The organism is Nocardia sp. CY41, assembly GCF_009829325.1.
GTDB lineage: Bacteria > Actinomycetota > Actinomycetes > Mycobacteriales > Mycobacteriaceae > Nocardia.
In genome coordinates, this window is the sequence record NZ_VUOS01000009.1 from 107,247 (window position 1) to 120,218 (window position 12,972).

General features: G+C 68.0%; 11 protein-coding genes and 2 pseudogenes. 5 read left to right on the forward strand and 8 right to left on the reverse strand.

The genetic code is table 11. From position 1 onward, the window contains the following. Positions 1 to 144 precede the first annotated feature (144 nt). On the forward strand, positions 145 to 645 hold the full coding sequence (locus GVY64_RS11525; protein WP_159840513.1) for a metallophosphoesterase family protein: 501 nt from the start codon (positions 145 to 147) through the stop codon (positions 643 to 645). A 178-nt stretch (positions 646 to 823) separates the two neighbouring features. Here the strand turns inward: GVY64_RS11525 and GVY64_RS11530 are convergent, their stop codons facing one another. The 4 genes and pseudogenes from GVY64_RS11530 to GVY64_RS38885 form a co-directional block, all read right to left on the reverse strand. Further along, positions 824 to 1,903: a mechanosensitive ion channel family protein gene (locus GVY64_RS11530; RefSeq protein WP_159840514.1), complete on the reverse strand. Its 1,080-nt coding sequence runs from the start codon at positions 1,901 to 1,903 to the stop codon at positions 824 to 826. Between the two features lie 153 nt (positions 1,904 to 2,056). Then, positions 2,057 to 2,203 carry a hypothetical protein gene (locus tag GVY64_RS11535; protein ID WP_159840515.1) on the reverse strand — a complete coding sequence of 49 codons (147 nt, stop codon included), beginning with the start codon at positions 2,201 to 2,203 and terminating at the stop codon, positions 2,057 to 2,059. 139 nt (positions 2,204 to 2,342) lie between these two features. After that, positions 2,343 to 3,800: a lipase maturation factor family protein gene (locus GVY64_RS11540; protein WP_159840516.1), complete on the reverse strand. Its 1,458-nt coding sequence runs from the start codon at positions 3,798 to 3,800 to the stop codon at positions 2,343 to 2,345. Between the two features lie 75 nt (positions 3,801 to 3,875). Continuing rightward, positions 3,876 to 4,130, reverse strand: a pseudogene (locus GVY64_RS38885) (carboxyl transferase domain-containing protein); the annotation flags it as partial. A gap of 152 nt (positions 4,131 to 4,282) precedes the next feature. Here GVY64_RS38885 and GVY64_RS11550 point away from each other — a divergent pair. Next, positions 4,283 to 4,621: an MmcQ/YjbR family DNA-binding protein gene (locus GVY64_RS11550; RefSeq protein WP_159840517.1), complete on the forward strand. Its 339-nt coding sequence runs from the start codon at positions 4,283 to 4,285 to the stop codon at positions 4,619 to 4,621. A 20-nt stretch (positions 4,622 to 4,641) separates the two neighbouring features. On the opposite strand, the gene GVY64_RS37230 is transcribed toward GVY64_RS11550, so the two are convergent. Next, entirely contained in the window at positions 4,642 to 6,225 is a 1,584-nt protein-coding gene (locus tag GVY64_RS37230) for a hypothetical protein (RefSeq protein ID WP_201297980.1), read from the reverse strand. A gap of 247 nt (positions 6,226 to 6,472) precedes the next feature. Then, positions 6,473 to 7,417, reverse strand: coding sequence for an EamA family transporter (locus tag GVY64_RS11565; protein WP_236566757.1), 945 nt, complete (start codon positions 7,415 to 7,417; stop codon positions 6,473 to 6,475). A gap of 609 nt (positions 7,418 to 8,026) precedes the next feature. Between GVY64_RS11565 and GVY64_RS11570 the strand changes: the two genes are divergently transcribed. Both GVY64_RS11570 and GVY64_RS11575 read left to right on the forward strand, forming a co-directional pair. Further along, positions 8,027 to 8,827: a PP2C family protein-serine/threonine phosphatase gene (locus GVY64_RS11570; protein ID WP_201297981.1), complete on the forward strand. Its 801-nt coding sequence runs from the start codon at positions 8,027 to 8,029 to the stop codon at positions 8,825 to 8,827. A gap of 106 nt (positions 8,828 to 8,933) precedes the next feature. Beyond that, positions 8,934 to 9,416 (forward strand): adenosine-specific kinase, encoded by a 483-nt coding sequence (locus GVY64_RS11575; RefSeq protein ID WP_159840520.1) that lies wholly within the window; start codon positions 8,934 to 8,936, stop codon positions 9,414 to 9,416. A 63-nt stretch (positions 9,417 to 9,479) separates the two neighbouring features. Here the strand turns inward: GVY64_RS11575 and GVY64_RS11580 are convergent. Together GVY64_RS11580 and GVY64_RS11585 are read right to left on the reverse strand one after the other, a co-directional pair. Next, positions 9,480 to 10,355 (reverse strand): annotated as a pseudogene (locus tag GVY64_RS11580) (LLM class F420-dependent oxidoreductase). A 144-nt stretch (positions 10,356 to 10,499) separates the two neighbouring features. After that, positions 10,500 to 10,862, reverse strand: a complete 363-nt coding sequence (locus GVY64_RS11585; protein ID WP_159840521.1) for an ArsR/SmtB family transcription factor — start codon at positions 10,860 to 10,862, stop codon at positions 10,500 to 10,502. A 94-nt stretch (positions 10,863 to 10,956) separates the two neighbouring features. Here GVY64_RS11585 and GVY64_RS11590 point away from each other — a divergent pair, with 94 nt between their 5' ends. Continuing rightward, the gene (locus GVY64_RS11590) at positions 10,957 to 12,924 is read left to right on the forward strand and encodes a heavy metal translocating P-type ATPase (protein WP_328820904.1); all 1,968 of its coding nucleotides are present in this window, start codon (positions 10,957 to 10,959) and stop codon (positions 12,922 to 12,924) included. The last annotated feature ends 48 nt before the right edge of the window (positions 12,925 to 12,972 follow it).

Here is a 12,972-nt window from a genome sequence, read left to right on the forward strand (position 1 = left end):
GTCCAATCTCGACCGAGCCGACGAGTCGATGTGATTGATCTCACTCTCTGATCAGGCCACGCCGTTCGCGGGTCGCAGGAGATAATCCACCGCTGACGCCGCATCTCGACCGAGGGGCGCCGCCGAAGTGGTACACCGGTCACCATGCGGTTGCTCATCATCTCCGATACGCACGTGCCCAAGCGTGCGCGGGACCTCCCGGAGCCACTCTGGCGTGAGGTCGACGTGGCCGACGTGGTCGTGCACGCGGGCGACTGGGTGGAGGCCGCGCTGCTGGATCGGCTCGAAGCGCGCAGCACGCGCCTGATCGGCGTCTACGGCAACAACGACGGCCCGGAACTGCGGGCCCGGCTGCCCGAGGTCGCCCACGCCGAACTCGACGGGATCAGGCTGGCGGTGGTGCACGAGACCGGCCCCGCGAAGGGGCGGGAGCAGCGCTGCGCCCGAGATTTCCCGGACACCGATCTGCTCGTGTTCGGGCACAGTCACATCCCCTGGGACAGCGTCACCGACAGCGGATTGCGCCTGCTCAACCCCGGCTCGCCGACAGATCGACGCCGCCAGCCGGAGCACACCTATCTCACGGCGCGCATCGAGTCGGGCCGATTGAGCCGGGTGACTCTGCATACCGTGCCGAAAAACTGACCGCGACGCGGCGCACTCCTTGTTCCGGCGGAGCCCCGGAATGCCTCCGGCAGCGGCGATAGTAGTGGTCCGACGGCAAGGCGAGCTGTCCTCGCACCTCCCGAACCGGCCACAACCGCTGTCGGAGGCAGCGCCAAGCCGCCGGCACGCGACGCCGCCTGTGGGCCTGGCCTGCGGGTCAGTCGCCGCGATCGCCCGCCAGCGCCAAGTGGTGGTCGCCGATGGCGGAGTCGGTGATCGCGGTGGAGATCTTCGGCAGGGCGTACGGATGGTTGCGGCCGAGCCAGTCGAGCATCTCCTCGCGGACCGCGCAGCGCAGGTTCCACACGTCGTCGGCATTGGCGGCCGACATCGTCGCGCGCACCACGATATTCGTCGGCGTGCTGTCGGTGACCTGCAGACTCCAGTCGCGACCGTCCCAGTCCGCGCGCGTGCGCAGATACTCCTGCAAATGCTTGCGCAGCAGGGGCACCGGCGTGCTGTGATCCAGGTAGAGGTAGACCGTGCCGGTGATCTGCGGTCCACCGCGCGACCAGTTCTCATACGGCTTGTTGTTGAAGTAGGAGACCGGCATGGTCAGCCTCCGGTCGTCCCAGATCCGCACCGTGAGGAAGGCGAGGGTGATCTCTTCGACGATGCCCCACTCCCCCTCCACGACGACGGTGTCCCCGATCTTCACCGAGTCGCCGAAGGCGATCTGCAAACCGGCGATCAGGTTGCTCAAGGTCGACTGCGCGGCGACACCGGCGATGATGCCGATCACGCCTGCGGAGGCGAGCAGGGAGGTGCCCAGGGTCCGCAGGCTCGGAACGAGCAACAGAATCACCACGGCGGCGGTTGTCACCACCAGCACAGAGGTGATGATCCGGCGGACCAAGCCGAGCTGGGTACGCAATTGCCGCACCCGTGTGATGTCCTGGGTGCGCCGAGCGTAGGAGCGCAGCGTGTTCTCCGCGACCGCGTCGGCGGCACGGATGACCACCCATGCCGCCGACATGATCGCCGCCGTGGCCAGAACGGTGCGGATCATCGCGTCCTGGCGCAGATCGAGGTGCGCCAGCGGGTAGGTGGCATGCAGCGCCAACGCGCCCAGCAGGACCTGCAGGGGCAATTGAACCCGGCGCAACAGTGTGGGAAGTTGGTTGCCCGGACGTCTGCGAGCAGAGAAACGCAGTAATCGATCGATCAGCAGACCGGCCGTCACGGTGAGCGCCACCGTGCCGAACACGACGATGAGCGGCCGTAGTACTTCCTCCAACAGAGCGAACTCCTTCTCCTCATCCACCTCCGAGCGAATCGATGCGGCTCGGCTTCCGTACAGGGTGGGTCGAGCTTCGGTGCCGGCTTCGGCGCAGCGGCGTTCAGCCGCGGACGTTCCGTGCCGAGCCGTCACCCGGCCAAGGCGGTGTTCCTACAGCAGTGCCAGTGCGATGCTCAGCACAGCCACCATCAAGACCCACGCCGCGACGGTCCATTCGATGGGCCCTTCGGAGCCGGAACAACCGCTGTGGTTGCGTCGGGCGGCGCGATACTGCGAGCGCGAGGCCGAAACGGACATGACATCCTCCTTCGGTCGGTTGCGTCATTCAGCGCATACCCGCTCCAGCCGTCGATCGTCGCCACATCACTGTGGCGAATCCCACGCAACCGGCCTGCCGGTCGGTACAAGCCGTTGTCGGTCAGGCGTTCTCGAGATGTCATCGCCTGCCGGACCGGCTGCGGTAGCGCAGGTCGTCCAAGGAAAGAGGCGGAACGTAACGGCTCACGAGCGTGCGGTGCCACCACGCCCTGGTGTCGGCCCACTCGCGCGGTGTCGTGAAGCGATATAGATACAGCTGTGCCCGGACGAAACGGGGCGCGGCTTCGGGAAACGGATTGTGTCGTAGCAACCGCAGCGTGGCCCGATCGTTCTGCAGTAGTCGTGCCAGGAACGGGCCCAGCCACGACTCCGCATACCCCGGTGAGGCCGCGGCGAACCACATGAGCCAATCCAGGCGCAGATGGTAGGGAGCCCACTGACGGGGAAGCCGCCGCGGATCGCCGGGCTTGCCTTTGAACTCGTATTCCTTCCACTGTGTCCGCTCCGTGACAGCCGGCTCGTCGGTGCCTTCGACGACCACTTCGTAGCGGGTGCGGCCGATGCTGCCGAAGGCTCCGTAGGTGTTGACCAAGTGATAGGGGTCGAACGATCGGTTCATCGCCTGGTGACTGGAGATCAGGTTGCGGGCGGGCCGGTAACTCAGGAAGACCACGAGCGCGGTGAACGCGATCACCAGGGCGGTGAACCAGGGCGGCGGTCCCGGCAGCGCGGGCGGGGTGGGCACCGGTAGCACCGCCGCCACCGCGGGCCCGCTGACGGCGCCGCACGCCAGGACGATCGTGATCCAGTTCAGCCAGGCGAAATTGCCCGACAGCACCAGCCACAGCTGGGTGATCACGATGACGGCAGCCGCGATGCTCGCCACCGGTTGCGGGGCGAACAACCCGAAGGGCACGACGAGCTGCGCGAAATGGTTGCCGAGCACCTCGGCCCGGTGCAGCGGTTTGGGCAGGTGGTGGAAGAACCAGCTCAACGGTCCGGGCATCGGCTGGGTCTCATGGTGGTAGTACAGACAGGTCAGATCGCGCCAGCACCGGTCACCGCGCATTTTGATCAGCCCGGCGCCGAACTCCACCCGGAACAGCAACCAGCGCGACAGCCACAGCACCAGCACCGGCGGCGCCGTGCGGTCGTTGCCCAGGAAGATCACCAGGAAGCCGGATTCCAGCAGCAGCGACTCCCAGCCGAACGCGTACCACTCCTGTCCCACGTTCACGATCGACAGGTAGAGCACCCACAACGTCGCCCACAGCAGCATCGCCGCCCACAGCGGCACCGCATCGGCCGCGCCGGCGACCATCGCCGCGGACAGCGCCGCGCCGAACCAGCACACGGCGGCGAAGAAGCGATCGGAGTAGTGGACATGGAAGATGCTCGGCGTCCGCCGGAACGAGCGTCGTTCCAGCCACCGCGGCACGGGCAGCATGCCGTGCTCACCGATCAGCGCCCGGAATTGCCGGGCGGCGACCACGAAGGCGATCAGATAGACGGCCGCGACACCGCGGGTCAGCGCTTGCCTGCTGAGCCAGTATTCGGATGCGGAGAACCAATCCATGCCCGCAACTCCTCCGACCGCGGACCTTCGTCCCACCAGGCGGCATACCCAGCCCGGGAACGGGAAAACCCGTCGCTACATCGGGTACAAGCTGTGCTTGCGCGGGTTGTGTTCGGCCGCTGCTTCCTTGCCCCGCAGGAGCTGGAGCGCATGCCGGATCTCCAGCCGCGTGCGCGAAGGCTCGATGACGGCGTCGATGTAGCCGCGTTCCGCCGCGATCCACGGCGTGGCGACAGTGGCGTTGTAGCGACCGCGAGGGTGCCTCGCAACTGCTCCGACTTCTCTCGCGTGCCGAACGACATCCGGATAATGCCTCTCGAGCTCAGGGGCCAACTGCGCCGACGATAGGGGGCTGGACGACCGGCACCGGGTTCACGAGGCGATTACCGGGCAGCTCACAACGTGCGGACGGTGACGTTGGCACAGGCCCTATGGATCGACCGCGTACGGAGGTTCCCTTGCGGCCTGGAAGGATTCGGTTCATGAGTTTCACCGGGGACGATGTCCGGGCCATCGCGCTGTCGCTGCCGGAGACATCCGAACAGTTCGCTTGGGGGATGCCGATCTTCCGCGTCGCGGGCAAACTGTTTCTCACTCTTCCGGAGGCGGAGACCTCGATGGCGGTCCGCTGCCCCGTCGCCGACCGCGACGAACTCGTCGTCGCCGAACCGGGCAAATTCTGGATCGCCGCCCACGAAGCCAACAATGCCTGGGTCCGCGCGCGCCTGACCGCCCTCGACGACCGGGACGAACTGGAGGCCATCGTGCTCGACTCCTGGCGGCAGGCCGCGCCCAGGCATCTTCTCGACGACGCCGGGTGACCTCCGCGACGTCGCCTGCGTCAGCGTGTGCGGCGCCGGCGCGGCCGGCGCGCGAGTTTCAGCCCGAAAAGCAGATCGGTATTGCGCGCCGGTGTCGGCTGTTCGGACCCCCGCAGAAGTCCCGCCTGGCGGATCCAACTGTGGTGCCAGTGGTACAGGTCCGGGAGGGTCACCTCGCACGCCGCGGCGAGCCTGCGGAGGCGGAAGCCCGCCCCCCCGATGGCTCCGGCGAAGAGTTTGCCATTGGACGCGGGGCGTGCTTCCTGCTGGACGCGGGCGTCGTAGAGCAACGGACGCGCCGCGGGCGGAATCACCCACACGTACAGGTCGGGCGCGTGGGTGTAACCGATCGGACCGTTGAAGATCAGTGCGTCGGCGGCAAGCGCGACCGTGGGGATCGCGTTGAGTTCCATCGCGGTGGCGCCGGTGAACAACGCGGTGGCAAGTGCCGCCGCGTCCACCGGATCGGCCGTGCGGGCGCGAATGCGGGCGATGAGGTCGTCATCGGTCGGGACCGTCGTCAGCCCCGGCCCGACCGAGTAGGCCAGATCCGGCGGCAGGTCCAATCGCAGGCCATGGAGCAGGAACGCGGCCTGCGCGCCACGCAGGAGCGTGATGGTGTGCCCGCGGCCGGGGCTGTCGGCCACCAGACTGCCGAGGAACCGGTACAGGCTCAGGATGTCGTTCCACTCGTCCACCAAACCGGCGCTTCGACCCTGCGGGAAGCGATCCGGCGCGCTGAGGCGAGGTTGCAGCACCGACAGCATGTATTCGGCCAAGCCGGCCCCGCGGGGACCCAGCCAGCTTCCGACGCCGTTCTGGTTCAGGTCGTGTCTGCACGGCCGTCCGGTGTGTTCGGCGAGCCACCGGCAGGCCGTCTGGATCCCCTCGGTGTAGACGGCGTCGATGCGGGCGAACTCCTCCGGTGGCAGGCTCCGGTAGGCGTCGGCCCGGAAGTTGGTGACGTCACCGTCGGAGATCTGCGGCAACAGCCCGTCACCTGCCGCGTCGGCGAGCGTGATGATGCGGGACGGCCGGTGCCCGACCTGGCCGTATCCGACATATTTGGTCGGCGGCTCAGGGACATTGATGCGCGTGGTCCGCGGCTCGGGGACACCGATCCGCGTAGTGGCGGGCTCGGGAACACCGATGCGGGTGGTGGCGGGCTCGGGAGCACCGATGCGGGTGGTCGGCGGATCGGGGGCATCGATGCGGGTGGTCGGCGGATCGGGGGCATCGATGCGCGTGGTGGCCGCATCAGGGTCGTCGACGCCCGTCGTAGCCGCATCAGGGTCGTCGACGCCCGTCGTAGCCGCATCAGGGTCGTCGACGCCCGTCGTAGCCGCATCAGGGTCGTCGACGCCCGTCGTAGCCGCATCAGGGTCGTCGACGCTCGTCGTGATCGGAGCAGGATCATCGCCGCGGTCGGTGGTCGCGGACGCGCCGCGGCGGTCCGCCAGCCACCGCCACAGGTCTTCCTCCGGCACGCCCAGCCGCTTGGAACTCTTTCTCACCTGGTCGGCGGACAGTTCGTTGTGTTCGTCCAGCTGAGCCAACCTCTTCAGCTCGGACGGACGCAGCGTGGGCACGCTTGCGTCGACCACCGCCACAACCTCCCGGATTCGGCGAACCCGTGACGCCTCACAACGGGTTCTGGATGTCAGTTGCAGAGCATTCGATCACGTACCCGCCGGTAAGGCGGTGAATTCCACCGAGTTTCGGATGTTGTCTACGTCACCGAAAACTTCACGGTCTACCGAAATCGCCATGGCCCGAATACGTTCTGCCTAGTCATGGCGCCTGTCGCCAGTGGCGACGGAAACAAGTGCGCCATGGCGACATCCGGAAAACCTACGTGACTTTGTCTACCGCGCTGGACACCGCCATTTCGGCACATCGCGCGGTGCCGTCGTTCCGAGAGCCACGCGCCGATCCTGTGCACGCCAGGATCACCAGCCCGATTCCGAGCCACTGCGCCGCCCGCATGTCCTCGCCGAGCAGGAGCAGTCCGGCGCCTGCGGCCACCGCGGGCTCCGCACTCATCATGACGCCGAACACCGCGGGCGTGATCCGGCGCAGGGCCGCCATTTCGACGGCATGCGGCACCAGCGACGACAGGACCGCCAACATCGCGGCGCCCAGCAGGAAACTCGGGTTCACCAGTGCCGCTGTGCCATCGACGAGGACCACCGGTAAGGCGAGCAGCGCGCCGAGTCCCATGGACAACGCCAATCCGTCGTGTCCGCCGGTGTGCCTGCCGACCACGGCCGCGCACGCGATGTACGCGGCCCATCCCGCGCCTGCTGCCACCGCGAACAGCACGCCGCTCCACGACACCGGCCCGTCGCTGTCGACCAGCAACAGGACGCCCGCGCCTGCGCAGACGATCCACAGCGCGTCACGCGTGCGCCGCGACCCGATCGAGGCGATGGCGAGCGGACCGAGGAAGTCGATGGTCACCGCCATGCCCAGCGGGATGCGATCCAACGCCGCGTAGAAACACACGTTCATGCCCGCGATGGCCACCCCCAGGCCCGCTATCGGAAGCAGAGCCGTGCGGTCTACCCGCAGCGACGGCCGCCACAGCAGAACCGCGAATACACCCGCGAGGACGATCCGGGCGCATGCCACCGTCACCGGCGAGGCCAACGCGAACAAATGCTTGGCGATGACCGCGCCGAGCTGGATGCTGACCATCGCGCCGACCACGAGCAGCGGGGTGGGCAGGTCTCCCCGAGGTGGGATCAGCCGCGGCGCGTAGCGCGGGGAAGCGTGCCGGGCGGAACTGACGACCACGTAATGCTCCATTCGGGCACGTCTGCGATCCGCCCGGGGCGGCAGCGTGCGTTGTCGGGCGCCTGCGGGTCGCTCCCACGACCTCGACTCGGCGCGAGGGTCTTACCGGCAGAGACAATTTCGGCTGCGTTCGCGCCGAGCAGCGGCGGGCACGCCCATGCCCCGCTACCGCGCTGGGGCGTAGCGAGCAGGCGGCTGCGGATTTGCGATCGTCACAAGATGCGGCGTAGGGCTCGGCCACAGCCCCGCGCACTCGGATGAGAGTGGTCGGCGTCGGCGCGACTTGCGCTGCGTTCGGATCTGCTGCACAGCCGGAGAACGTAAATATGCCGAGCAACGATCAGTGAGCCGGTGGATTGCCGGAAACCGGAGACAATGTTGCGAATTGCGCCGCGAGCTGTGGAGTGCCGCACAGGTACAGCGGTGATCGATAACTGCCGCTGCGGATTCCGCCACCGACCGGCAGCGCGGAAATGCGACTGCGCGAAGGACGCCGAGACTCCGCGAGACAACCGTGGACACCGGCCGTGACCTGATCGAGAGCGAATTCTCAGGGTTCCCACAACCGGCTCTCGCCAAGCCCAAATACTGATGCGGTGTCCTTGACGTGTGCTGGTCGGCAGCACTCTCCAGCCCACCCCCGAGGAGACCAGCTTGATGCACACCGGCACCACCGCGAGCATGCCGCGGATCGAGACATCCTGGCTGGGCGGGTCCATGGGATCCTCCGCCAGTCGGCGCGCGTCACGGTCCATCAACGCCGACGCGGTCGCGATCGAGACCGACGCGCTGACCGGGGCGACGGCATTCGTCGTCGCCGACGGTGTCGGAGACCATCTGCTCGGCGCCCGCGCGGCGCGCACGGTGGCCACCGCGGCGGCACGTGCGGGAGCCCGCGACGGGGCGCGAGCGGGGATCCTCGCAGCACAGGAAGAGCTGCTGCGGGAGGTCCCGGAACCCTCGGCCGACGCCGTGCTCGTGGTCGCGGTGCTACCCTCGGCCGGTCATCCGGATGGCCCCTGCGAGGTGGCGTGGGTCGGTGACTGTCGCGCGTATCGCTGGAATGGCCGGGTGCTGCATCAGATCACTTCCGATCACACCGTCGCCGAGTTCTACCGCGCCCGGGGGCGCGTCCCCACGGCGCGGATGGGTCATCTGGTCACCACCTCGGCCCGCACCGTCCGGCCGGACCAGATCGGGTACGCCGCCACCGGCTCGAGCACGGGCAGGCTGCTGCTGAGCACCGACGGAGTGCACAAGCCGCTCGGCATCGCGGCCGTCAAGGCTATCCTGGCCGAGGGTGACACGGCTTCCGCGATCGCCAACTCACTGGTGGACGCCGCGCTCCTGGCCGGAGGAAGAGACAACGCCACCGCGCTGGTCGTGGACTTGCCTTCCCGCACCGGTTAGGCCGGTGCCCGCGCCCCCGGGTAGGGGCGAACCCACCCTTCGCGACGCGAGCAAAATAAATTCCCAAATGCTATGAATCGCCGGCGGCGGCGCGCAGTATGTCGCTGTGGAGCTGACAGCCGTGCGCATCGACAAGCCGGACGACCTCAACGTCGTCATCGGACAGTCCCATTTCATCAAGACCGTGGAAGACCTGCACGAAGCGCTGGTCGGGGTCGGTCCCTATCTGCGCTTCGGGCTGGCGTTCTGCGAGGCCTCCGGTCCTCGCCTGATACGCCACTCCGGCAACGACGACTCCCTCGTCGAGCTCGCCACCAAGAACGCGGCCGACCTCGGGGCGGGGCACTCGTTCATCGTCTTTCTGCGCGAGGGCTACCCCGTCAACGTCCTCAACGCGATCAAGCAGGTTCCGGAAGTCTGCGGAATATACTGTGCCACAGCCAATCCCGTGGAAGTCCTGGTCGCCGAAACGGAACTCGGCAGAGGAATCATCGGAGTGATCGACGGTTCCGCGCCGCTCGGCGTCGAGACTGCCGACGACCAGGCTGCCCGTAAACAGTTGCTGCGCCAGATCGGGTACAAACTCTGACGGAGTGCCGCTCCGGCTCCCGTAGCGAGGTCGCACCGGCATCGAAAGCGGACTGCGGCTGCGTCAGCCGAGTTCGGCCAGCTGCGGGACGGCAGGCGCCATGCCATCGATCCACGCCGCCGGCGAGCCGGTAGTCGGAGTGACGATCGCGGTTTCGATGCCGAGTTTCGCGTAGTCCGCCATCTGCCGGACGAAGTCGTCCCGGTTTTCCGGGTTCGGCCGCGGGTTGTTGGCGATGATCGTCTTGCGAATATCGTCATAATCGCGGCCGACGTCGTCGCAATGCCTGCGCAGTACCTCGAGCTTGTGCTCGACGTCCGCGGGCGAGGAACCGAACAGGTTGCAGGCGTCGCCGTATTGCGCGACCAACCGCAGCGTCTTGCGCTCTCCCCCGCCGCCGATCAGCACTTTCGGTCGATTGATTGGCTGCGGCGAGCACAGCGTCTCGGCCAGTTGGTAGTACTTCCCCTCGAACGGCCCGTTGTCCTGCGCGTCCCACATCTGACGGCAGATGCGCAACGCTTCCTCCAGCCGCTAGAACCGCTCGGCGGTCGACGGGTAGGGCACGCCGAGCCCACGGTGTTCGCGTTCGAACCACGCGGCGCCGATGCCGAGCACGGCCCGGCCGCCGGACAGGACGTCGAGCGTGGTGACGATCTTGGCGAGCAGGCCGGGGTGGCGATAGGTCACGCCGGTGACGAGCAGGCCGAGGTCGAGGCGTGCGGTATGCGCGGCCAAGTAGCCGAGGGTGGTGTAACCCTCGAGCATGTTCGCCTCCGCGGGCAGCCCGGTCGGCTCGATCTGGAAGTAGTGATCCATGAACGACAACCAGGTCGCTCCGGACGCCTCCGCGGCCGCGCCCACCCGCGCCAGCTCACCGGCGATGGCGGTCGCACCGCCGTCGATATCGAAGACGGGGACGTGAATTCCGAGTTCCATGAACCGATCCCTTCCGCTGGGCAACCCTGTACGACCGCACACTAAGTGCTGGAGTGCGCTCCAGGTCAAGCGGTGGATTTTTGCTCCGGGCCCGAGCGCACTCGATCGGGAGCCGAAGGGCGTTCACTCAACGACTGTGCGCGGTCAGCCTGCGGTCTCGGGGCGATCGGCCAGCCCGAGCCGCAGATGTTCGCTGTGGTAGATCGCCTCGTCCAGCAGTTGGGCGACGTGGTTGTCGTAGAGGCTGTAGACGATGCTGCGGCCGGTGCGAGTGCCGGTGACCAGCCCGAGATTGCGCAGTAGCCGCAGCTGATGAGAGACGGCGGACTGTTCCATCCCGATGGCGTCGGCGAGCGCGCTGACCGGCAGCGGCCCCTGACGCAGTTCGGTGAGGATCATCAATCGGCTCGGCGTGGCCAGCGCCTGCAACGTGGTCGCCACGTGACCGGCCGATTCGGGATCCAGGCGCGCGGCAGGGCGATCCCTGCCCTCGACACCGTGTCCCATGACTGAGAAGCATACTCCAAGAACAAATGAAGACATGTTCATGCTTTCTGTTATGGTCGGCGCGTTCGCTCGACTGCTCTCCTGGAGGTGACCCGTGGCCGCGCCGACACTCGCGCCGACCCGTCCGACTCCGCCGTCCGATCGCGTGCCCACGCGCCGGACCCGGCTGTTCGCCCTGCCGGAAGTACGGTGGGCCGCCCTGGCGGTGGCGTTCTTCCTCGCCGGTCTCGCGATGCAGCTGGCCGATGGTCCGCAGTGGCTGTGGTGGGCCCTGTACCTGGCCTGCTACGCCGCGGGCGGCTGGGAACCGGGATGGGCCGGCGTGCAGGCACTCCGGGACAAGACGCTCGATGTCGACCTGCTCATGGTCGCGGCGGCGATCGGCGCGGCCGCCATCGGCCAGATCACCGACGGCGCGTTGCTGATCGTCATCTTCGCGACTTCCGGCGCCCTCGAAGCGCTGGCCACCGCCAGGACCGAGGACTCGGTGCGCGGCTTGCTCGACCTCACGCCGGACACCGCGACCCGAGTCACCGATGACGGCGCCGAGGAGACGGTGCACGCCGCTGACCTGCGCGTCGGGGATGTCCTCGTAGTGCGGCCCGGTGAACGGATCGCCGCGGACTCGACGGTGCTCTCCGGCGGCAGCGAGGTCGATCAAGCCACCATCACCGGTGAACCCCTGCCGGTCGACAAAACCGCGGGCGACGAGGTGTTCGCGGGCACGCTCAACGGCACCGGCGCGCTGCGAGTGCGCGTCGAGCGCCGGGCACAGGACTCCGTGGTCGCGCGGATCGCAACCCTGGTCGAGCAGGCCGCCCGGACCAAGGCGCGCACCCAGCTTTTCATCGAGAAGATAGAACAGCGCTACTCGATCGGCATGGTCGCGGTCACCCTCGCGGTATTCGTCGTTCCCCTGTTGTTCGGAGACACCGTCCGGCGATCACTCTTGCGCGCGATGACATTCATGATCGTCGCCTCCCCCTGCGCGGTCGTGCTGGCCACCATGCCGCCGCTGCTGGCGGCCATCGCCAACGCCGGTCGCCACGGCGTCCTGGTCAAATCCGCGGTCGTCATGGAGAAGCTCGGCGCCACCACACACATCGCCTTCGACAAGACCGGCACCCTGACCCGCGGCATCCCCCAGCTCGCCGAAATACGCTGTCTCGACAAACGATTCACCGACGCCGAGTTGCTCACGCTCGCCGCGGCAGCCGAGCGCCCGAGCGAACACCCGTTGGCGGCGGCGATCGTGCGCGCGGCCCGGCGCCGGGGTCTCCCACTGTCCGAGGCCACCGAGTTCACGGCATACCCCGGTCGCGGCGTGACCGCTCGCGTGGGCGACCGCCTCGTCGGCGTCGGCTCCCCCACCACGTCAGGACCGGCGGATGAAAGTCACTCCCTGCACATGGCTGTCGACGCATTTCACGCCGACGGCTACACCGCCGTGGTCGTCACCTGCGAACATCAGCCGATCGGAGTGCTGGCCCTGACCGATCAGCTCCGCCCCGAAGCGGAGGCCGCCGTTCGCGCGAGCACCGCGGTCACCGGCAGCGCGCCGGTGCTGCTGACCGGTGACAACCGCGCCGCCGCCGACCGGCTCGCCACCGGGTTGGGCATCACCGATGTGCGGGCCGAGCTACTGCCCGACGAGAAGGTGACCGCCGTGCGGGAACTGCAGAAGGACGGACGGAAAGTGACCGTCGTGGGCGACGGCATCAACGACGCTCCGGCCCTCGCCACGGCCGAGGTCGGCATCGCCATGGGGGGCGCCGGCTCCGACCTGACCCTGCAGACCGCCGACGCCGTCGTCGTGCGCGACGACCTGACCGCGATCCCGGCGGTGATCGCGCTGTCTCGGCAGGCACGGCGGGTAGTGCTGGCGAACCTCGCCATCGCCGCCACCTTCATCGGCGTACTGGCCGTCTGGGATCTCGCCGGAACGCTGCCGCTTCCACTCGGCGTCGCCGGGCACGAGGGTTCCACCGTGATCGTCGGGCTCAACGGGCTGCGCCTGCTGCGCCGGGCGGCGTGGGAGCGAGCTGCCGGAAGACGAGGCTGACAGCGACCGATGCCGCAGTGCGGGAACGCATCCCGCACTGCGTTACGC

Bases quoted from the DNA above. Each gene is read 5' to 3' on its own strand.
- GVY64_RS11540 (WP_159840516.1), bottom strand. From the start codon at position 3,800: ATGGATTGGTTCTCCGCATCCGAATACTGGCTCAGCAGGCAAGCGCTG.
- GVY64_RS11525 (WP_159840513.1), top strand. From the start codon at position 145: ATGCGGTTGCTCATCATCTCCGATACGCACGTGCCCAAGCGTGCGCGG.
- GVY64_RS11585 (WP_159840521.1), bottom strand. From the start codon at position 10,862: ATGGGACACGGTGTCGAGGGCAGGGATCGCCCTGCCGCGCGCCTGGAT.
- GVY64_RS11535 (WP_159840515.1), bottom strand. From the start codon at position 2,203: ATGTCCGTTTCGGCCTCGCGCTCGCAGTATCGCGCCGCCCGACGCAAC.
- GVY64_RS11550 (WP_159840517.1), top strand. From the start codon at position 4,283: ATGAGTTTCACCGGGGACGATGTCCGGGCCATCGCGCTGTCGCTGCCG.